Source organism: Spongiactinospora sp. 9N601 (genome assembly GCF_044326295.1).
Lineage (GTDB): Bacteria > Actinomycetota > Actinomycetes > Streptosporangiales > Streptosporangiaceae > Spongiactinospora > Spongiactinospora gelatinilytica.
Genome location: NZ_JBIRBB010000011.1, coordinates 1 through 20,832, shown reverse-complemented (window position 1 = coordinate 20,832; position 20,832 = coordinate 1). Strand labels below are relative to the sequence as shown.

19 protein-coding genes and 1 pseudogene are annotated in these 20,832 nt (G+C 67.6%); 3 read left to right on the top strand and 17 right to left on the bottom strand.

The features are described from left to right. Window positions 1-33 precede the first annotated feature (33 nt). On the bottom strand, window positions 34-2,898 hold the full coding sequence (locus ACH34R_RS25780) for a BTAD domain-containing putative transcriptional regulator (RefSeq protein ID WP_397564097.1): 2,865 nt from the start codon (window positions 2,896-2,898) through the stop codon (window positions 34-36). 384 nt (window positions 2,899-3,282) lie between these two features. Between ACH34R_RS25780 and ACH34R_RS25775 the strand changes: the two genes are divergently transcribed. After that, on the top strand, window positions 3,283-4,506 hold the full coding sequence (locus ACH34R_RS25775) for an ATP-binding cassette domain-containing protein (protein ID WP_397564096.1): 1,224 nt from the start codon (window positions 3,283-3,285) through the stop codon (window positions 4,504-4,506). Between the two features lie 843 nt (window positions 4,507-5,349). Here ACH34R_RS25775 and ACH34R_RS25770 read toward each other — a convergent pair. The 16 genes and pseudogenes from ACH34R_RS25770 to ACH34R_RS25695 all read right to left on the bottom strand — a co-directional run. Then, window positions 5,350-5,997 (bottom strand): exonuclease domain-containing protein, encoded by a 648-nt coding sequence (locus ACH34R_RS25770; RefSeq protein WP_397564095.1) that lies wholly within the window; start codon window positions 5,995-5,997, stop codon window positions 5,350-5,352. A 13-nt stretch (window positions 5,998-6,010) separates the two neighbouring features. After that, the gene (locus tag ACH34R_RS25765) at window positions 6,011-6,142 is read right to left on the bottom strand and encodes a hypothetical protein (RefSeq protein ID WP_397564094.1); all 132 of its coding nucleotides are present in this window, start codon (window positions 6,140-6,142) and stop codon (window positions 6,011-6,013) included. A gap of 238 nt (window positions 6,143-6,380) precedes the next feature. After that, window positions 6,381-7,244 carry a hypothetical protein gene (locus ACH34R_RS25760; RefSeq protein ID WP_397564093.1) on the bottom strand — a complete coding sequence of 288 codons (864 nt, stop codon included), beginning with the start codon at window positions 7,242-7,244 and terminating at the stop codon, window positions 6,381-6,383. Then, entirely contained in the window at window positions 7,241-7,708 is a 468-nt protein-coding gene (locus ACH34R_RS25755) for a nucleoside-diphosphate kinase (RefSeq protein ID WP_397564092.1), read from the bottom strand. The genes ACH34R_RS25760 and ACH34R_RS25755 overlap by 4 nt, the downstream gene beginning before the upstream one ends. Before the next feature lie 29 nt (window positions 7,709-7,737). Beyond that, window positions 7,738-8,736, bottom strand: coding sequence for a thymidylate synthase (locus tag ACH34R_RS25750; protein ID WP_397564091.1), 999 nt, complete (start codon window positions 8,734-8,736; stop codon window positions 7,738-7,740). 102 nt (window positions 8,737-8,838) lie between these two features. Next, entirely contained in the window at window positions 8,839-8,979 is a 141-nt protein-coding gene (locus ACH34R_RS25745) for a hypothetical protein (protein WP_397564090.1), read from the bottom strand. Next, entirely contained in the window at window positions 8,973-9,989 is a 1,017-nt protein-coding gene (locus tag ACH34R_RS25740) for a lysostaphin resistance A-like protein (RefSeq protein WP_397564089.1), read from the bottom strand. The genes ACH34R_RS25745 and ACH34R_RS25740 overlap by 7 nt, the downstream gene beginning before the upstream one ends. A 136-nt stretch (window positions 9,990-10,125) precedes the next feature. Further along, the gene (locus ACH34R_RS25735) at window positions 10,126-11,016 is read right to left on the bottom strand and encodes a hypothetical protein (protein ID WP_397564088.1); all 891 of its coding nucleotides are present in this window, start codon (window positions 11,014-11,016) and stop codon (window positions 10,126-10,128) included. Window positions 11,017-11,069: 53 nt separating this feature from the next. Beyond that, entirely contained in the window at window positions 11,070-12,746 is a 1,677-nt protein-coding gene (locus ACH34R_RS25730; RefSeq protein ID WP_397564087.1) for a lysostaphin resistance A-like protein, read from the bottom strand. Between the two features lie 76 nt (window positions 12,747-12,822). Further along, window positions 12,823-14,127 carry an IS256 family transposase gene (locus ACH34R_RS25725; RefSeq protein ID WP_397564086.1) on the bottom strand — a complete coding sequence of 435 codons (1,305 nt, stop codon included), beginning with the start codon at window positions 14,125-14,127 and terminating at the stop codon, window positions 12,823-12,825. A 258-nt stretch (window positions 14,128-14,385) separates the two neighbouring features. Then, complete coding sequence (locus ACH34R_RS25720) at window positions 14,386-14,955, bottom strand: hypothetical protein (protein WP_397564085.1); 570 nt, start codon at window positions 14,953-14,955, stop codon at window positions 14,386-14,388. Between the two features lie 196 nt (window positions 14,956-15,151). Continuing rightward, window positions 15,152-17,041, bottom strand: coding sequence for a hypothetical protein (locus ACH34R_RS25715; RefSeq protein ID WP_397564084.1), 1,890 nt, complete (start codon window positions 17,039-17,041; stop codon window positions 15,152-15,154). A gap of 5 nt (window positions 17,042-17,046) precedes the next feature. Further along, entirely contained in the window at window positions 17,047-17,973 is a 927-nt protein-coding gene (locus tag ACH34R_RS25710; RefSeq protein ID WP_397564083.1) for a hypothetical protein, read from the bottom strand. A 313-nt stretch (window positions 17,974-18,286) separates the two neighbouring features. Then, window positions 18,287-18,457 carry a transposase gene (locus ACH34R_RS25705; RefSeq protein ID WP_397564082.1) on the bottom strand — a complete coding sequence of 57 codons (171 nt, stop codon included), beginning with the start codon at window positions 18,455-18,457 and terminating at the stop codon, window positions 18,287-18,289. Between the two features lie 60 nt (window positions 18,458-18,517). After that, entirely contained in the window at window positions 18,518-18,880 is a 363-nt protein-coding gene (locus ACH34R_RS25700) for a hypothetical protein (protein ID WP_397564354.1), read from the bottom strand. 106 nt (window positions 18,881-18,986) lie between these two features. Beyond that, window positions 18,987-19,223, bottom strand: a pseudogene (locus ACH34R_RS25695) (helix-turn-helix domain-containing protein); the annotation flags it as partial. A 44-nt stretch (window positions 19,224-19,267) separates the two neighbouring features. Between ACH34R_RS25695 and ACH34R_RS25690 the strand changes: the two are divergent. Next, the gene (locus ACH34R_RS25690) at window positions 19,268-19,558 is read left to right on the top strand and encodes a hypothetical protein (protein WP_397564081.1); all 291 of its coding nucleotides are present in this window, start codon (window positions 19,268-19,270) and stop codon (window positions 19,556-19,558) included. Window positions 19,559-19,935: 377 nt separating this feature from the next. Continuing rightward, window positions 19,936-20,412 (top strand): hypothetical protein, encoded by a 477-nt coding sequence (locus ACH34R_RS25685; protein WP_397564080.1) that lies wholly within the window; start codon window positions 19,936-19,938, stop codon window positions 20,410-20,412. Window positions 20,413-20,832: the final 420 nt, after the last annotated feature.

Genomic DNA, 20,832 nt, shown 5'->3' with positions numbered 1-20,832 from the left:
CGAGCGGCTCCGATAGCTCGGACGGCTCAGAGACTACTTGAGCAGAGCGGCGATCTCCGCATGTACGGCGGCGGCCCCTTTGTGGTTGAGGAACCCCTCCCGCACGGTGATCGACTGATTGAAGTGCTGAAGGGCGGTGTCCACGCGGAACAGTTGAACGTTGACCCGGCCGAGATCGAACAGGAGATAACCCTCGCCGACGATGTCACCGCTCGCTCGCACCATCGCGAGCACCTCTAGAAATGTCCGCTCGGCGGCCTCCAACTCGCCCTGATAGGTCAGCATCTGGCCAAGCCGCCGCAGCAGCATGGCCTGACCACGATCAAAGCCCGCCGACCGGCAGATGCCGAGCGCCTCGTCGAGATACGAACGGGCCTGGGGGAAATCTGACTGCCGCATGTGGATGTATGCCATCTCACCCAGCACATGGGCCCGGCCGATGATATCCCCCGCCGTGACGAAGAATCGCTCGGCTCGCTCGTACAGCGCCAGCGCCCGGTCATCGTCGCCGGTTTCCCGCACGATCAGCGCCTGGTCGCGCAGGCACAGCGCCCGACCGGTCGGCTCCGCTATCTCCTCGAAAATCCTCGACGCCGTGTCCAGATACGGAGCGGCGGTGGAATATTCACCGCGGTTGAGGTGCAGGGCGCCGAGCGAGCGGAGGGTGGCTGCCTGGCCGAGGATGTTGCCCGACTCCCGAACGACTCGCAATGCCACTTTATGGGTGCTCTCCCAAAGGTCCGTGAAGCCGCGGGCCTCGAACAAGGCCACCAGGGTGGTGGCAAGCTGCCAACAGGCCTCGTCCAGCCCGAATCGGGCCGCCAGCTCGACAGCCTCCGACAGGTTGCCGTGCTCTTCCTCCAGCCAGCCGAGCGGATCGTTCAGGTTGCGCTGTACGTACTCCACTGGAAGATGCCATTTCTCGGCGCGGCCCGGGACGATCGTGTACGCCCCACCGTAGATCTGTTGATGCGCGTACTCCGCCAGCGCGGTCCAGCCGCCGACCAGGCGCCGCACCGCGGCGGCACGGTCGGCAGCGGAGACCTCCGCCATCAGCCGGTCGTACGCGAACATCCGGACGGTCTGCGGCAGCTCGAAACGGAACTCGCCCGCCGGATCTATCGCCATGATCTCAAGCAGCCGCATCTCAAGGAGCGGTTCGAGCAGATGAGCGGGATCTGAGCCGCGGTCGTCGGTCAGCGCCGCGCCGACCCAGTTCGGTATCTCCGTACCGTCGACCAGGGCGAGCAGGCCCAGCAACCGGCGGTCCGCCGCCGCCAGACCGTCGTAGCTGAGGGCCAGGCTGGCCCGGATCGAGAGCTCGCCGTGCACCAGCTCATCCAAACGGCGGTGCTCGTCCTCAAGCCGGCGCACCATCGAGGCGAGCGACCAGTGCGGCCGGGCGGCCAGTCGGGCGGCGACGATACGCAATGCCAGGGGTAGCCCGCCCACCAGACGCACGAGGACCCGAGCCGTGTCCGCCTCGGCGGCGATGCGTTGTTCCCCGAGTACCTTGCCGAGCAGTCTGACGGCTCGATCCATGTCGAGCGGCTCCAGGGCGAAGCCGCAGGAGCCGGGCAGGCCCGTCAGCCCGCTGCGGCTCGTGACCACGACGGCGCTCCGCCCGCTGCCGGGCAACAGCGGCCGGACCTGCGCTTCGCCCGCGGCGTCGTCGAGCACCACCAATATCCGGCGTTCGGCCAGCAGGCTGCGGTACATCTCGGCGCGTTCGTCCATCGGCTCGGGAATGCCCTGGCCCGGAATACCCATCGCCCGGAGGAAACGGCCCAGCGCCTGTCTCGGATCGAGCGGCTGCTCGCTGGTACCGCGGAGGTCACAGTAGAGCTGCCCGTCGGGATACCAGCCGCTTGCCAGGCGGTGCGCGACATGGATGGCCATCGTGCTCTTGCCGACTCCAGGCCTGCCGGTCAGGAGTACGACACCTGACAAATCCTGGTGCTGTCGTTCGGTCAGCGCCGTACATATCCCCTTGATCAGGACATCGTCCGCCACGAAATCAACGACATCGACCGGCAATTGCCGTGGCGTCACCATCGGCCTGGTGGCCGCCTTCGGTTCGATGGCCGGTGCGGGCTCCCTTGTTTCGATCTCCGCCGCGACGGTCAGAGCCGAGTCATCGGCCAAGATGGCGTTCGCCAGGTCCTGTAGTTCCTTGCCCGGGTCGAGGCCGAGTTCCTCCGCCAGCAGTTCGCGGGCCTGCCGGTAGACCTCCAGGGCCTCGGCCTGCCGACCGGACCGGTGCAAAGCGAGCATGAGATACCCGCGCAGCCGTTCCCGCAAAGGGTGCTCGGCGGCCAGCAACTGGAGCTCGCCGATCAAGCGGTCGTGCCGGCCCAGCTCCAGCTCAAGCCGCAGACAGAGCTCAAGTGCTTCGATCCGGCTCTCATCCAGTTGCACGGCGGCGTTGGTGAGGGCTTCGCCGGGCACGCCGGTCAGGCAGTGTCCTCGCCACAGCCGTGCAGCCTCGCGGAGCTGGGCGACGGCCTGCGCTTTGCGCCCGGCACGGGCCAGCTCCCGGGCGTCATCGACCAGGCGGCGGAAGCGTCCGACGTCGGTGGCCTCCTCCGAGGCCCGCAGCAGATATCCGCGTGCCCGGGTGTCGATGGTGGCTCCAGCGCCGCCGGTGACCAGCGCCTTGCGGATCCTGGAGACACATATCTGCACCTGCGTACGCGCGGTGTTCGGCGGGTTCTCCGCCCAGACAAGGTCCACCAGGTACGCGGTGTCGACCACGCGGTTGAGGTTGAGCACCAGAGCCGCAAGGATCACTTCCTGCCGTCCCGGCGGTATGTCAATTCGACCAGAAGATCCTGTGACTTCGAGCGGCCCAAGCACGCGAAAGACGTAGGACCCCGCGTCTGTACTGACCTCAGCCATAATCGAGAAACCATTAGTTCTTTAGGTCGGTGCCAACGCCTCGCGCGTTCGATGGGTGGCCATTCCTTCGTGAGCACGGTACAGCGCTGGAATGTCCATTCCACAGGCCACTTCATGTCCACTTCTTCCGGCGTCACTGCGTGCTGGTGAGGTAGCCCGCCGCCTGGGTGAGGAAGAGGTCGGCGTAGTGGCCCTGGGTGTGCATAAGTTGGGCGTGGGTGCCGTGTTCGATGATTCGGCCGTGGTCCAGGACGTAGATGCGGTCGGCGCTGCGAACGCTGGAGAAGCGGTGGGAGATGAGCAGGACGGTGCTGCCGGCGAAAAGGTGACGGATGCGGGCGAAGAGGTCGGCCTCGGCCTGGGGGTCCAGAGCAGTGGCGGCTGGTGCCCGGGGCGACAGCGCTGGTCGCGCTCGGCGCGGCGGGCGGCATCCTGCAAGCGCTGAGCGGGATGCGGCAGCAGATCCTCACCGACCGGGTGGACCGGCACGTCATCTCGCTGGTGTTGCGTACCGCCGCCCACGCCGAACTACCGGAGTTCGAGGACCCGGACTTCCACGACCGGTTGCAGCGCGCGGTGCACGCCTCGCGGCGCGAGCCCGCCAAGGTGATCACGATGCTGGTCGCGATGGCGCAGGCGGTGCTGACCGTGGTGGCCATGGCGGGCGTGTTCATCACCATGGCCTGGTGGCTGCTCCCGCTGGCCACGCTGAGCGCGTTGCCGCTGTTCAAGGCCGCCAAGGACCGGCGCAACGCCCTGTATGCCATGCACCACTCCCTGGCCGAGAGCCGCCGCCGCGAGTACCTGGAACGGCTGCTCACCGGCCGGGACGAGGCCAAGGAGATCCGGGCCCTGGACCTCGGCGCGGCCCTGCACGCCCACTGGGACGGCGAGTACGCCCGGGAGCTGGACGGCATGGCCCGCTTGATCCGCACACACGCGGGACGCGAGATCGCCGCCAAACTCGCCTCCAGCGCCCTGATCGTCGGGGTCATCGCCGCGGTCTGGGCGCTGGTGAACACCGGCGTGGTGTCCCTGGCCGCCGCCACAGGCCTGGCCGGGCTCTGGTTGCTGTCGAGCCGCGTGGCGATGGCCGGTCAGATGCTCAACGACGTGGGCCAGTCCCTCTACTTCCTCAAAGACCTGCACGCCTTCGCAGCCGCGGCCGTCGAGCCGCCCCCCTGGCCCGCCGAACCCGCACGCCCGTTCAAGACGCTGCGTGCGCGCGGTCTGACCTTCACCTATCTCGGCGCCGACCGCCCCACACTGCACGGCATCGACATCACCCTCCACCAGGGCGAGATCATCGCCCTCGTCGGAGCCAACGGGTCCGGCAAGACCACCCCCGCGAAACTTCTGGCCGGCCTGTACGCCCCCACCGGCGGAACACTCACCCGCGACGGCCACCCCGCCACCGACCTGCGCGGGCTGCGTCACGGCTGCGCTGTGGTGTTCCAGGACTTCGTCCGCTACAAGCTCACCGCGCACGACAACATCGTGTTCGGCCGCGTTGACGACCAGCCCCAGAACAGCCGTATCAGGGACGCCGCCGAATCCGCCGGCGTCGCCGCCCTCCTGGACGACCTGTGTGACGCTCGCTCATGCTGACGGCACCAAGGTACACGCACTGTGCCCAGTGACTTGGACCATCAGGGCGGTGTTGATCCCGGCGGCGGCTCCGATCTCCAAAATGTGCCCGCCGGGGCCTACGTCGAGCTGTCCAGCATGGCGGCCACCAGTTTGGGACTGGACGCCGACGACAGAGCGTTGCCGTTGGCTGCTCTTTTGGCGACCACGACCTTAGGGACGTAGCGACGGCCGGATCGACACCGGGCAGGAACACACGCCGGGGGACGGTCCGGAACGCGGATTCGACCTGCGGGCTAATGGACGCGGCGCGGTCGCGGATGTGGTCGGCCAGAGCGTGGCGGAGCCAGGCTGCTTCGTCGGCCGGGTGGCCGGGGTCGGTGATGTCGCTGGTCACCGCAGTGAACCTAGCCAGATCGGGATCCGCCAGAACGCGGATCACCTCGAAGGTGCGGGGAGGTGGGCGGTGGAGTATGACGTGCGCCGCGGTGGCGGCGAGCAGGGCCTGCTGTCGGGCGGGATGCCGGCTCGTTTCCAGGCGAACCGCAGATGGTGGGCGGGTACGGCGCGCAGGCCGCGGGTGAGCTCACCACGTTGGGCGAGGTCGGCTAGATACCGTCCGGCGTGCCGCAAGGCGGCGGGCCAGCCCGGCTCGATGGTCAGGCGTAAGTGGTCAGCGCACTGTACGCGCCGTGAGCGCGGCCGTGAGGAGGCAGTGGACGACCACGATCGGCATCTGCTGCTGTTGGAGCGGTTTGCTGAGGCGATTGCGAAGGGTCATAAGCTTCTCGTCCATCCATAGGCGCCCTATGGCGCCGAGCCATTCCGGCTCCTACCACAGGCGACTCTGGGGGACAAAAGCACTCAGAACTCTAGGGGAAGCTGCTGTTCGACCGCGTTCCTTTCGTCGTTCACGCTCAACCCGGCGATCTTCTCCAAGGCACTGAACGACAGCGTGCCTTCGCCGGGGAGTTGCCGGATCAAGTCGGGCAGCAGCAATGCGGCTCCGGCGGTGTCCCACAGCGCCCGGTGTGGCTGCTGCCCGGGAACCAGAACGTCGATCTGCTGAGTGAGGCCATGCTGGCCCAGCAGATCGGTGAGGCTGAGCCGCTGTCTGCCGGGGTGGATCACACGTGCGAGGCGGAGTGTGTCGATCAATCCGGCAATCTGCAGGTTGGGCAGGTGGCGGTGCAGCAGCCGCCAGTCCACCCCGATGTTGTGGCCGACCAGCACCCGGCCGGACAACCCGGCCTGAAGCTGAGGGTGTAGGTCGTCTATGGGTGGGGCGGCGGCGAGCTGGTCGCTGGTCAGTCCGGGTGGGGACCAGGGGCGGCGGGGAATTCGCCGCCCCGGGTTCACCAGGGAATGCCAGGCGGTGGCCATGTCCGGGCGGCCGGCGACGAGGGGGACGAAGGCGATCTCCAAGATCGCCTCGTTCTCGTGGTCTTGAGCGCCGCTGCCTTCCAGGTCGAGCGCGACCAGCGGCGCGCCGGTCCACGGCTGGTCTGGCATGTGGGTTCTCTTTCTAGTCGTCGTCGTGGCGGGCCGCGGCGGCCAGCCGCTCGCGGGCACTGTCGAGGCGTTGCCGCTGGTCGTCGGTCAGGTCGTAGCCTTGCAGAGCCCTGCCGTGCGCGGTGTGCACATGCGGGTGATCCACCTCCCAGATCTGGTATCCGAAGGGCGTAGCGGCGTTGCTCGCCCAGCCCGCCGGTCAGTACGTGGCCTTCCTCGATCGCGAACGGTGTGCCGGGGTCGAAGCCGAAGGAGTCCAGCGCGGCGGCGAACTCGGCGTCGGTGGGGGCGCGTAGGGCGGCGGCGCAGCGGGCGACCTGGTCGGGCGGGCAGATGTCGCACAGTTCGGGCACGCCGTAGTGGCCGTTGTAGTCCGGCAGTTCCTAGGAGGCGGTTACGCCGCAGGAGGTCTTGCGGAACAGCGGAATGCCGATGCCGGAATCCCGCCACGCCTGGACGACCCGGGCGTCCAGGTCGGCGGGCAGGACCTTGCGGCGTTGCCAGTCCTGGCCGTAGGGCACCTCCACGCCCAGTTCACGCAGGTGGCCGGCGTTTTCCTGTTTGTGGTAGTAGCCGGTGAACACGATCGCGTCCACCCTCGCCCCGGCGGCCACGTCGAGTACATGCGTCATCGTGGCGGGGTCGTCGTTCCAGCCCGGGACGATCGGCCTCCAGTAGAGGATGACCTTGGTCCGTTCACGGTTCACGGCGGCGGCTTTGATGGAGTCCACGGTGGTGGTGGACTTCGCGATCGGCTCGACCCGGGCATCCCGGATGCCGCTGTAGGTGAACAGCAGGGTCGGCCGCACATGCCTCAGCCGTTCCAGCCGTTGGATGTCGGCCTCGGTGACGTGGAAGCGGGTGATGATGAGCACCAGGTTGCTCAGGCCACGCGCGTCCAGCGCCTCCAGGACGTCGAAGGTGTGCGGCTTCACTCCCGGCAGGAAGGAGTCGGTGGCCTTGTTGAAAAGCTGGATCGGGGTGGTACCGGCCCGGAATTGCGGATGCTCGATGAGCCGCTGGACGGCCTCGTCGGTGGGGATGAGGAGCTGGGGGATCTTCTGCTCGAAGTTGCCCCAGAAGTGCCGCACGCAGTACCCACAGTCCAGCGGGCAGCCGATGATGTGGTTCAGCGACAGGCCGGACTTGCGGTTGGTGATGATCTGCGCCATGTACGGGTCGAGCGTCGCCTGCTGATCGGCGGGCATGAGCCGTAGCCTGCCCGCGCCGGTGGTCTCAGGGATCATGGCTCCTCCAGGTATCGACGGAACGGTTCGTCGAACCAGATGCCGAACTCGCGCTCGGCGCCTGTGGCGTCGTCGCTGCTGTGCACGAGGTTGTCGATGAATCGGCCCTCTGCGGCGGCCTTTTCGGCGGTGTCGATGCCGAAGTGGCCGCGGATGGTGTCGGTGCGGGCGCGCTTGGGGTCGTAGTGGCCCAGCAGCGCGCGGACCTGTCGCGCGGTGTCGCCGCAGGAACCGTGGCCGAGCGCCACCGTGACGGCTGAACCGGCGTAGTTGCGGCGCAACTCGGCGGCGACATCGAACGGGAAACGGTGGTCGATGGCGACCATGTCGGCGTAGTGCGCGAGGATCTGCCCCTCGGTGGCCGTCACCTGCCGGGTGATGCGGATGTTCACGACGGTGGCGATCCAGGCGAGGATCTGCGGGACCAGGCCCCGGCGAACGGCGTCCGGCTTGCATAGGATCACCGTCCAGCGGCCCCATCCGCCGGCCGGGGTCACGCCGCGTCCCGGGGGATCCTGCTGGGCCAGCGGTTGGCGATGAGCCACCGGTGACCGGCATCGAGGGCGTTCAGTACGCCGGGGGTGATCGGGTGGTCGGTGTGGCGGATCTGCCGGTAGACCTCCAGCAACAGGATCACCTGCTGCCAGTAGGGCTGAAAGGATTGCCAGGCCAGGTCGCGGAGGCTGAGCTGCTGCTCGCCCAGGCGCAGCGCTTGTTCGTAGCGGGTGATGAGGTCCAGGTCACTCCAGCGGGTCGGTGGCATCGCGATCACCGGGAAAGAGGCACGCGGGCGGTCGGCGGCGAAGATGGTGGCGGCCCGGTCGGCGTCTGTGTCGTTGATGTGCATCGAGGCGACGTGGTGGGTGTAGGTGCCCAGCGGGACGCCGAGGTGGTGGGCGGTGAACTCCTGGAGTGCGGTGAAGGAGAACACGTCGCTGAGCAGGCCGGTGACGGCGTCGTTGCCGCGCATGAAGGTCACCGCGTGCAGGCAGCCGCCGCGCAGCAGGAACTGCAGGGCGATGGTGCAGGACACGTCGGGGTTGTCGGGTTTTTCCAGCTCCGCCGGATCGAAGATCGAGATCACGGCGCGTTTGGAGCCGGGGTCATGGGCGAGCAGGTCCACGATGCGGTCCCATTGGCCGGCGCCTTCGGGGTGGTGGCGGCCGAACAGCTTGGGGCCGTAGGCGGTGCCGGTCATCCGCTGTCCGTCGCTGGAGTAGTTCCGCATCTTCGGCGCGTAGTAGCCGATCATGTTGAGGTCGTCGCGGCCGGTCAGGTACCACAGCAGCTCGGCGTAGCAGAAGACGATGTTCGTGCGCCGCTGGGGCAGGTAGACGATCCGGTTGCGGGGGTCGCGCAGGGTGAAGCTGATGTTGAGGCATTCGCTGGCCGGAGCACCGCGCGGGGTGGGGCGGTACTCGTACTTGTGCAGGACGTGTCCGAGGACGGTGAGGTAGGCGTCCTCGAAGCGGTCGTAGATCGCGGGGTGCATAGGCGCTCCTTGGGAGCCGGTGGGGGCTATTCGGTTGTTCGTTCGGCCGGGGAGGCGTACGTGGGCTCTGGCGTGCCCACACAATGCATCGGGATAAGGAGGTCAACCGCTCCAGATCACTGCCAGAGGCGTGATCAGCGGCTTGAGCAACTCCATCGGCAGTAGCGGCAGGATCGGTGGAGGATGAAAGAAGGCCCAGGTCAGCGCCAAGCCCATGTATTCGGGGAGGGGGCGTATCAGCATGTCGGCGGTCGCTGTCCGTTCGCGGTGACGGAGGGCGGACCGGGGGGTGCGCTCGCGGGGCCGTCCGGCCGGTCAAGGTCAGGTTGTGGTGGGCGCGGCAGGCGGCGACCGATGATGCGCCGGGCGGCCCGTACCGCGAGGGCCGCCAGGAGGCCGAGGGTGATCGCCGCGATGCCGGCCAAGGTGGCGTGCGGGGGGAGGTGGCTCACCGCGAGGTTGTAGGTCACGTGCGAGACGATGAGCGGCCACAACCTCTGGTAGCGCAGGATGAGCAGCGTCATCGTGACCGACATCAGCACCGGCCCGAAGGCGCCACCTCCCATATACACGTGGACCGCCGCCCGCACGACCGCGTTGATCGCCACGATCGCCCAGACCGGCATGCCACGCCGCCGCAGGCCCAGGGCCAGCAGCGCCGAGGCGGCCTCTTCCATCACGCTGGTCCGCACGATCGAGGCCAGCAGCACGGGTTCGCTGGTGATGCCGAGGGCCTGCATCTGGGTCTGGCGGGGGCCGGGCGGCGGCAACACCGCCTTGCCCAGGTACATCAGCGCGGCGGAGGCGAGCATCACCGGGATCGGGATCAACGCCAGCAGCCCATCCCGGCACCACCGCAGCGGGAACGGCTGCGCGGCCGGCCCGAGATGGCGGACGGCGAGCATGCCGCACAGCGCGGTCAGGGCCAGGCAGAAGACGACCGTAGACCAGGGGGAGGGCAGCGTATACACGGCGATGGCCGCGCCGATGCCCGCGCCGGCGACGGCGGCACGCCCGCCCGGCCGAAGGGCGGGCAGGCAGTACCCGGTGAGCACGATGATGGGCAGCAACGCCAGCACCGGGCCGGTGAGCGCGAGGAGCACCGATCGGCTGGGCGAGCCGGGGAGCCAGCGCAGGACGGTCAGGGCCACCGAGGGCAGGTAGGCGACCAGGGTAAGGAGCAGCCCGGCCTGTAACGGGCGAGCATGGAACGGCGCACGAGATGCGCCCGGGGTGGTTGAGGGGGCTGTCATAAGACTGTTTCCGGGGGCCTCGTGATCAATGGGCGTCCCGCCCCCGCACAAAGGAGGAGGACGGGCGGGCAAAGGTGGATGAGCGGGCAGGGACAGGCGGCGAAGGGCGCCCCGTGCGAGACGCCCACGATGCGGTTCACCCGGCGAGCCGGAGTTTCAGCCACGCGCGGCCGGACCGGGCGGCATGCTCCCACCCGGCGCGCGCCGAGGCGGGCGCGTGCGCGGCCTTATGGAAGCGGAACATGGTCCACAGGGCGATCAGCCGCGTAACCGGATCGGGCGGCGCGGCCTGCCACACCGCGAGGTCGGCCAGCAGGGACTCCGTCCGCCGCGGTGAGTGCCCCGCGAAGATCAGCCAGGGAGCGAACAGGACCGGTTCGACCCAGGCCGGGCCCTGGCAGGCCAGTCCCCAATCCAGCACGAGCATGTTCCCCGCGACCAGGCGGAGCGCGCCCGGGTGTAGCTCGAAGTGCAACAACGTGCCGCCCACCAGGCCGGCCGGGTCGAATCCATCGAGCACGTCCCGGTACATCGCCCGGTCGCGGCCGGGGAGCGCATCGTCGTCGTCCAGCATGGCGTGCGCTTTGGCCAGCAGGTTGGACAGATGGGCCGCCACCGGGGTCGCCCCTTGCGGGCACGGGGTCAGCAGCTCGCCGAGCCGGGCGATGGTGGCCAGCGCCATCGCAACGTCGTCGGAGCCGGGCGACAGGTCCGCCGGTGCCCCGTTCACGAATACGTGGGCCATGGCGACCCACCCGTGATCGGTGCTGGACCACCGCATACGCGGCGCCGGCGCATCGCGGGGCAGGATCAGCCCGGCGCGGCGTTCCCGCTCATACAGCCAGGCGGCGTCATGGTCGCGCGGGCACGCCTTGAGCCAGGTGCTCGTGCCGTCCTCGTGCCACAGCCGGGCGGCGACCCCCGGCATCGCCCCGCCGTGCCTGGGCTCGGCCTTGATGACCGCGCCGAGCCCGGCCTCCAGGTCATCGCGGAGTTCGGGCGGCAGGGCCTCCCACTGGATGCGCATCAGCGCCCCCTCTTCCCTTCCTGTTCGTTGCCGGTGTGGCGGTGTCATGGCGGTCACCTGCCGGGGGCCGCCGGAGCGGTGACCGCGTCTGCCGGAGCGGTGACCGTGCCTGTGGCCCGTGGGCCGTGCCCGGTGAGTCGCCGGGTCGCCCACACGATGAGCGCGACGGCGACCGTTCCCATCACGATCGCGGTGAGCGGCAGCGGCAGGTAGCTCACCACCAGGTTGTAGATGGCGTGCGCGATGACGAGGGGCCACAGCCTGCGGCAGTACAAGAACAGGGCGGTCATCGTGACCGACATCGCGACCGGCCCGAGAGCGCCCCCGGCTGCGTACAGGTGGACGCCGATCCGCAGCACGGCGGTGACGGTGAAGATCGCCCATACCGGCATGCGGCGCCGCAGCAGGCCGATGATCAGCAGCGTCGAGGTCGCCTCTTCCAGGACACTGGTCCATACGATCTTGGCCAGCAACTCGGCGTCACCGCTGATCCCCAGCGTCTCCAGTTGGGTCTTCTCGGAGCCGGGCGGGGGCAGCCACTCCAGCATCCGGCCCCAGATGTCGCTGGCGAACGACATGGCCGGAAGCGGGACCGCCAGAAGCAGCAGGTCGCTGCGCCGGACCGGGAACGGCCGCGCGGCCGGGCCGAGGTGGCGGACGGCGAGCCAGCCGGCCAGCGCGGCTATCACCAGCGGATCGGCGATCGAATTCCATGGCTCGGGCACGCGCTCCACGGCGAACAGCACGGAAACGACGGCCAGGGCGACGATGACCCGGTACCGCAGCCTGGCCCCGGACGCGCACCACCAGGCCAGCGCACAGGTCACGACGGTCACCGCCATGTGGTAGGTGACGGGCATCCCGTCGTGCGCGCCCTCCCGGCTGGCCTGGTCCATCCAGCCTGCCACGGTCGAGATCATCGACGGCACATATGTTGCCAGGAACAAGAGCAGCCCGACCGTCAACGGCCGAGACGGGTCCACATCGAGCGTGGCACGGTGGACCCGGCGGCAGTACCAGGCGCGCAGCCACATCGGCGGATGCGACGGCTGAAGCCTGGTCGCCACTGCCAGAACACGTTGCCACCAGGGCCAGGCGCGGGCGCAGGAACGGAACCGGCGGGGGGTACAGGTCGCAAAGAATCGCCCGCCGTCGCCATGAGCCCGTGCGGCGGCGTGATCGCAGGTCAGCTCGACCAACCAGTGGCCCAGCGTGACCGCGACCCTCAAAGCGATGGCTGCTATCACGGCGCTGGCCAGGGTGGGGGCCAGCAGCCCAGCGAGGAAGAACCCGGCGGTGCCCGCCACCGGCAGCAGGAACTGGGGGACCTGCAGGCCGGGGGCCCGGTGCCGGGCCTCATGAGCCAGCACGAACCGCAGCATGTCCAGGCGAGACCCCTGCCGCAGTTCGCGGCCAACAGCGATGAAGGGTGCCGGGAACGGCCGTATCTTCGGCAGGGTGGTGGCGTTCCAATCGAATGCACAGGGCCCGTCGTGGTGATGACCCGGCATGGTGACCTCGGCCAGGAGCACCCGGTCGGCCCGGGTGTGCTGTGCCACCGTCGCCGTGGCCTCATCCAGCGCGCAGGCGACCGGCGGCGGGATGGCCGCCCGCAGCTCCTCCTGGTAGGGCTCGATGCTGTCGGTGTCGAGGGTGTAGGAGGGGCGGCGGGTCCGGCCGCGGCGCAGCCACTCGCCCGCCTTGACGGCCAGGGTGGGAACGATCAGCATGGCGAGGACGATCAGCGCGGCGACGACCTGGCTGAACGGGTGTGTCCAGTTTTCGGTGTATCTCGATCTTGACTAGTTATCGGGTGGTCGGGGTCAAGCGGCCTTCGAAGGTGATGGCGAAGGCGTTCAGGGCGGCCTTCCAGCGGGTGATCCAGCGTTTGCGGCCCTTGCCGGTGGGGTCCAGGCTCATGATCGCCATGTAGACGCACTTGAGCGCGGCCTGCTCGTTGGGGAAGTGGCCGCGGGCCTTGACCGCCCGCCGGATCCGGGCATTGACCGACTCGATGGCGTTGGTCGAGCAGATCACCCGGCGGATCTCGGTGTCGAAGTTGAGGAAGGGCACGAACTCGGCCCAGGCGTCCTCCCACAGCTTCACGATCGCCGGGTACCTGCCGCCCCAGAGCTCGGCGAACTCCATGAAGCGTTCGAGGGCGGCGGCCTCGGTCGGGGCGGTGTAGACGGGCTTGAGTGCCTTGGCGATGGCGTCCCAGTGTCGGCGGGCGGCATACCGGAACGAGGCGCGCAGCAGATGGACGACGCATGTTTGCACGACGGCCTGGGGCCAGACGGCCTCAATGGCCGGCGGCAGCCCCTTGAGGCCGTCGCAGACCACCATCAGCGCATCGGCGGCGCCGCGGTTCTTGATCTCGGTGAGCACGTGCAGCCAGAACTTGGCACCCTCGCCGCCGTCGCCGGCCCACAGCCCGAGAATGTCGCGCTCGCCGTCGACGGTGACGGCCAGCGCAACGTAGATGGGCCGGTTGGCGACCTGGCCCTCGCGGAGCTTCACGTGGATGGCATCAATGAAGATCACCGGGTAAACCGGGTCGAGCGGCCGGTTCTGCCACTCGGTCATGCCCTCCAGCACCTTGTCGGTGATCGTGGAGATGGTCTGCTTGGAGACGTCGGCGCCGTAGACCTCGGCCAGGTGCGCGGAGATCTCGCCGGTGGTCAGGCCCTTGGCGGCCAGCGAGATGACCATCTCATCCACGCCGGACAGGCGCCGCTGCCGCTTGCGCACGATCTTCGGCTCGAAGCTGCCGTCCCGGTCCCGCGGGACGGTGATCTCGACCGGTCCTACCTCGGTGATGACGGTCTTGGACCGGCTGCCGTTACGGGTGTTGCCCGTCTCGCCGCCGCCTCGCTCGTGCTTGTCGTAGCCGAGATGGTCGGTGATCTCGCCTTCCAGCGCGGACTCCAGCACCAGCTTGGTCAGCCGGCCCAGCAGCCCGTTCTCACCGACCAGTTCCACTCCCTCGGCCCGGGCCTGGTCGACCAGCGTGGCCACCAGCTCCCGATCCGTCGAGTTCTCGGGCTTCTTGCGCGCCACTGCGGCGTCCTCCAGGTCGATCTCCGTCGATGCCTGGATCACAGTACTCATCAGGTACGTTCTCCATGATCAGGAGTTACACCGAAAACCGTACAGTCCCCCTGGGCACGCCTTGAGCCGGACGGGTCCTGCGCTGGAGCTACAGCTGAGTGAAGCCGTTCGCGCCTGGCGTGAACAGCATCCGGAGCCCAGCTTATGACGGACGTGATTGTGGTGATCACCCCGTCTACCAGGGGCTCTCTATACCATCAGGTGAACGCCGACTTCGCGATCACGCTGTAACCAGCGCCACAAGGGGATGAAAACGACTCATGTATCGCTGTCCCGATCGGCCACAGCCCTCGTACGAAGCTCGCGGACCTCGGCTGAGAGCTCGGGCCATTTCATAAAGTCAAACGTCGTCTCCATAACCTGCAGGAGGATGGGCAGACGAGAAGGATCTTCGGAAATCCGGTCCGTGGTTGCGACAAGGATCCGCGCCATCCGGTCGATGTCACGTTCAGGCCGGTGGGCGTCGGCGATTAGAGGTCGGACCCGTTCATCGAATACCTCCCAGGACAAGTCGGGCTCGTGCTGGTTGAGCTGCTGCCTCAGCCACCACACTCGAGCACGAGTGACATCGGCCAGATGGGTGTTAAGCGCTGCCATCGAGGCGTCTTCAGCGATGAAGCTGGCGAGCCATGCCGACCGCCGAGCATCAGCGAACTGCTCAGATCGAACAGCGTCGCGTCTTCCCAGAGTCACTCGGATGCGAGTCAGGAACTCGATGTCTCGATATGCCGATGTGCGTTGCCAGTCTGCGAGTTTGACTCGCACCCGTTGCTCGGCACTGAATACCTCGTCAGGAGCAAGCGTCTGGGTAATCGTGCGCGCAACCATATTGACATCCGAGAGGACCGCGGCCCGCGCCGCTGCCGCGGAGACGTGCCGCTCGGGGGTCGGGTACTCCGGAGTCGCCTTGCCGGGGAGGGCAGGGCGGTACCAGGTCCGCCCTCGCCCCACGAATGAGATTCCCGGAACCGTGGTCGGCAGGGCCATCCTGAACTTAATCGTCCGCGTGCGCCTGAGCGGCCTTTCAGGCCACAGTGGCACCGTCGGCCTCTTCCACCTCAGCAGCACCGAACGCTCTTTGTGGCTGCTGAATGGCGTATGTCAGGACATCGCCAATGAGGCCTTTCGTTTCCTCGGCATTCTGGAGGTCATAAATGATGTTGCCGCGCGTATTCGGTCTCACGGCAGCGCCGAAGAGCTCGACAATGCGATCCCGACCCACCAGGTCGGTAGCCTGTCCCCAGGACTTCATCACCGCAAAGGAAGCCTCGTAGGTCTCTTCGCGAGCGATCGCCTTCTGGAAGGCTTGGACAAGCCTCTCGCTGACAGCATCAGCGGAGATCTCGTGACTGCGCTCATCCAAGAGCGCGCGGATGCCCTCGTCGGTACTCGCCAGGCACAGGAAGGCGCTAATACCGGCACGTTCCATCCCGGCCGAGCCGAGCCACACCCAGACGGATTTGAGCAACAGCTCACGGCGCCGAGAAACTACCAGCGACGTGAACGCCTCTACTAGGGCTGGGCTGACCGGGTTCGGCGAGTTGAGCGCGGCCCGCCCCAGCCTGGTGATCGCCATGCTGGGCTTCTCTCGTCCGAACTCGCCGCGGCACACAGCGGCGACGATGTCGACGACCTCCTGCGAACGACGGGCCGGCCAAGCATACAAACGATCGCGGATGTATGCCCCGAACACAGGGTCCAGTGCCGCTTTTGAGAGCGCTTCGACGAGCAGCTTGGGCCGCATGGTGGCCAGTGCGTCGAACAGCTTCTGGACCAGGGAGTGGAGGCGGAAGTGAACGGCCACGTCCATAAGCGCGGTAACGATCCGGCGCGCATCGTCCTCGACCGCCAGACTCGCAGCTTGGCCGACCGCCCACTCAGCCAACTCGTCCCGGTACCCCGCGAACTGCCGCCAGAGGTGCAGGCGAACCGCTTCGGCGAGCCCATGATACTCCTCAGAAAAGCAAACGCGGTCACCTTCCTCCGTGAGCTGCGCCTCCTTGAGGCGTGTCGAGGGGAACGCCTCCCCGAAGATCTCAGCAAGACTCCGCTGCTTCTGCCCGAATTGGGTTCGGAGCGCCTCGGCCATGGCGAGCACAGAGGTCGTCAGCCCGCCATCACACATCGCGGCTGACCATATGAGCGTACGGGGCTCGAATGCGACCGGGCACCTCTCTTCGAACCAGTTCTTCCAGCCGAGGAACTCTTCGGCGATTGTTTCGCCGCCGGCGTCAGGGTTATCTCGAAGAATGCAGATCAGCCTCAGCACCTCGCTCACGGGGAGCGGGGACGCCAAGACTTTAGCGAAGGCGCTCTCGTCAAGACGCGCAGCGAGGTGGTTGAGGCTTGCCGCCTGCAGCTCCTTGGCGGCGAGATCCCTACCATTAGGTGCGCGCAGTTGCACAGTGCGATCGACGAGAGGACGGCTCCACGTCTCCCTTGAAGCCGCCTCGGCCGCGAGGACGACCAGGTAAGCACCTGACTCCGCCGCCCAATCACGCAGCTCCCTCCCGAAGTCATCGGCGGGACGCTTACTGTACTCCGACAGGTCGAGCAGGTATCCGTACCCCGGGATGGCTGACGGAAGCAGCCGGACACGGGGCCGTTCCCATCTGGTCTCCAGCCTCATCAACCGGTTCGGCGGACACTTCTGCTGGAGCCTATGGAGAGCTGCTGTCCCGCGCCCTGTCCCAAGGTCGCCGACGAGGACGATGACGCCGGGCTCGTGAAGCCAGTGCTCGCTCTCATACCATCCCTTACCCTCACGCCGGATGAACCAGTCCTCTGAGCCGGGACGCAGTTCGCTCGCCGTGATCGGAACAGCTTCGACGAACTCTTCGCCGTAGATGATCGACATGTATTCCGCGGCGAACGCCGGGCCGGGGCCAGTGAATACCGCCTCCACGCTTGTCACGCTCCCTACGATGGAGGGTTGCCGGGGATGTGCGTGTTGATGGTCAGACCGTGGAAGGTCATCGTCTGACCGACGATCATTGAGCCGGAGCCTTCATGTCTGGCATTGATCGTGGCGGCATTGGGCGCGGGGGCTGCTGCCGCGAGGTCCACAGCGAACTTACTACGGAAGGACGCCCGGACTGCATCAGCGTCCATGTTGCCCGCATTGGGCCCAATGGTCTGGGCGAACTCGGTGAGTTTGCCCAGCAGGTCGCTGGCAGTCATACCGCTAGCATCAGCCAGCGCCCTCGCGTCGTCGAGCCCTTGACGCCAATCGCGCCCATCTTCAGTTGGGTCGACGGTCCAGACGTGCAGGCGCGATAGCACCCGATGAGCCTCAACCTCGACCAACGCTTGTTCTGTGATACCGGTCGCTGTACTCAGCGCCGTAACAAGGTGCTCATATCGGGAGCGCAGCTGCCGACTCGTAACATACTCGCTGAGCAGGAGCCGGAACGACGCTGCCGTGTGATGACCGCGTGCCTTCGATGCCAGCTGCGCGAGATCATTGAGCTCAGCCTCGGGCCCTCCTGCGGCGATCCCGAGGATAAGGCGGCCACTTTCGAGGTCGTCTGGGCGCTGTCGCCATGTCTCCACCGCCTGGCCGAGGACGGAGATCAACTCCCTGCTGCTGCCCGTGACGGACAGTGTCTTCTTCACCTGGAACTCGATCGTCGTACTCAGGCTGGTAGAGCCGGCCCGCACGACAACATCGTCGAGCAAGCTGCCAGCAATCCTCTGCTGAAGTGCCACAGTGATAATGGGCCTGTGGGGTCCCACCGGCGGATGCGCCCCGCGAAGCAATCTACTCAGCGCAAGCGCAGCCACCCGATACTCGAAGATCGTCCCCGCACCGCCTGTCGCCTCAGCGGAGGCAACGCCATTCGCCATGCTCGTCTCCTTGAACCTCGCCAGCACGACAACCATACGAGCGACCACCGACAAATCTGGGGCCCGGAGGTGGTATCGGTGATCGAACTACGTATCCGTGGGCTCAATTTTCGCCATACTATTGCCCGGGCGACGGCGACCATAAAGGGATAAATATCCGTAAACAATCATACTAGTGGCACATCACGCAACCTTGGTGGGGTAACCGGTCTACGACCGGATCGGGGAACTGGCCGCGAAGCTGACCTTCGGGGCCGCGTGCTGGTTGTGCCAGCGGATGTAGGTCGCGATGGCGGCGTTCTGCTCCTCATGGCTACGGTGGTCGGTACCGTGCAATGCGAAGTACCGCAGGGCCCGCGAATACGGACTCGATCCAGTTCAACCAGGAGCCGTAGATCGGCAGGTAGACCAGCTCGACGTCGTTGGCCCGGGCCCAGGCCCGGACCTCGGCGCGTTTGTGCGGCGAGTAGTTGTCGCAGATCACATACAGGCGCTCACCCGGCCATTTGGCCCGCAGCGATTTGAGGAAGGCCAGGAACTCCTTTCACCGTTTGCGGCGGCGGATCCGGTAGTAGAGCCTGCCGGTGGCCAGGTCCAACGCGCCGAGCAGGTGCCGGACGCCGTCGTCACGGTGGTAGGTCGCCCGCAGCCGCCGCGGACGCCCACGCGGCCGCCAGGTGCGGCCCTTACGCGGCTGGAGGCCGAGGGGGCCGAATTCATCCACACAGATGACCCGCCCGCCCTGCGGCCGGGTGTCATACAGGGCCAGGACCTGCTGCATCTTGGCGATGAAGGCGGGGTCGTCGCTGCTCTTCCAGGTCGTAGTGGCCTGCCAGGAGACCCCGCCCGCCTTCAAGATCCGCGCCAGGTGCTGCGGGCTGATCGAGGTCACCAGCCTGATCCGCATCAGGTGGGCGGCGAGCTTGGCCAGGCTCCAAGTGGAGAACGCGGTGATGCCTCCACTCGGTGGGGGTCGCCCGGGCGATCAGGCAGATACGCTCGCGGACCCACTCACTGATCCTCCGCGGTCGCCCCCCGCTCCATCTTGGGTCCAGCGAGTCGAACCCCCGCTCGTTGAACGCGTGCACGACCTGCCGCACGTAATGCACCTTGCGCGATCGAGAGGCCACCCTGCCGTGCCGTTGCCCTTGCCGTTGTCCGAAGGCTGACGCGACGGCCGGAACTCGCCTGGCCGCGGGTCGCCTCGTTCGCCGGATCAGGCCCGCGGACCGGTCGCCGCCGGGCAGCATGGGGCACAGCACACCCCGGCCCTGGACAGGAAGGCGACGAGGCCATGGCGCGCCCGATGTTCCGCATCATCTGCTGCTTGTGCGGCAAGCTCATCCCACGGCGGTCGGACGCCTACGACCTGGATAAGGAGTGGCAGCGCCGGCTTCCTCAGATGAACGGCACCATCGCGTGCGGCTGCGCGCTGGGCATCTCCTGGCAATGCCGCCGGCCGGGCGGCGCCGACGTCGCCCAGGTCCAGGCCCTGCTCGGCCACGCCTCCCTCGACACCTCGGCCCGGTACTTCCGTGCGGGCACCGCCGAGCAGGCCGCCGTCGTCGACCGCGTCTTCACGTAGAGCAGCTCACCTGTATCAGACCGCTGGATGGCGATAGGTCCGCTGGCGTCGGCCCGCTACCGCCACTGGCCGATTGGTCGCTGCTCAGGGGGCCGCGTCACGGCCCAGCTCGACCAGGGCGTGCGGGAGACCATTGTGCAACGGGTCGAGCTGATCGACCCCGCCACGGCCAACCGGCCCCAGGCTGACCCACGCCTGCGCCATGTCCGCCAGGTTCCCCTTGCTCCGCCCCGGGGGGCATCGTCACTCATATACGGGGTAATGCGCCGCATATGAGTGACATCTGCCGGTGCGGCCAGGCAGTGCGGGGGCGGCGGCGCTGGTGCTCGGCCGCCTGCCGCCAGGCGGCCTACCGGGAACGGCGCCGCCTCGATGCGGTGAGCAGGCTGAGGGCCGCGCTGGCCTGGACGCTACAGGAGGCGCGGACCCAGACCCACGCGGTGGACAACCTCACCGGTGACTTGTCGGTGGCGAGGAAACCAGGCCCTGGCCTGCACACCCGCGCGGTACGCGAGTTTGCGGAGCTGGCGGCCGAGGCGGTGCGGCTGGCGGTGCTGGCCGACCGGCAGGCCGGGGCGAGCTGGGCGCAGGTCGGCGCCGGGCTGGGCATCTCGGCCGACGCGGCCCGGCGCCGCTACGGCCGGCTGCGGTTCCACTGGGCGCCGGGCGGGCCGTCCTGTCGGCATGCGCCGTACCGAGCCGGTGCGCGGCCCCAGGCCGAGGTGAACGCCGGGGAACCGGCAACATGCACACGTCGCGCTACATCACAAACCGGGCCGCTGAGCGGGCCGCTGAGGTGGCTCCAGAACTCATCGACTCGATGCTTCGGCCGAGTCGATCGAAAGAGCCGGTGAGTAACATCCGGCTCAGCGGCTCACCGACATGGCCACACTGACATCTATCCCGCCAACCGGACTGACAATTTATCCGCGCTCGACAACGCCTATTTGGTACAGGCATCCGAAAGATGAAGTCATCGGCCTTTACTTGACATACCGCATCCGTGCCCTGGTGATCGCGTCGTACGGCTCTTCATTTCGGCGTGCGGCTCGTACATCAGGCGGCCGCGCTACGGCCTGTCGACGAGCCGACGCGTCCCCCGGTCTAGTGTCCTGAGTCATTAACTCTGGCGCAGGCTATAGCCTAGCCTCGATCTTTCTCGACCTTGAGCTGGCCGGCTGAGGGATTCGGCTGGAGGTCGATTGCCCCGCTGCGGTCAGCGTGGATGCCCGGCTGTCGCGCCGGGTGGGCGGGTTCCACAGGCCCGCGGTTTC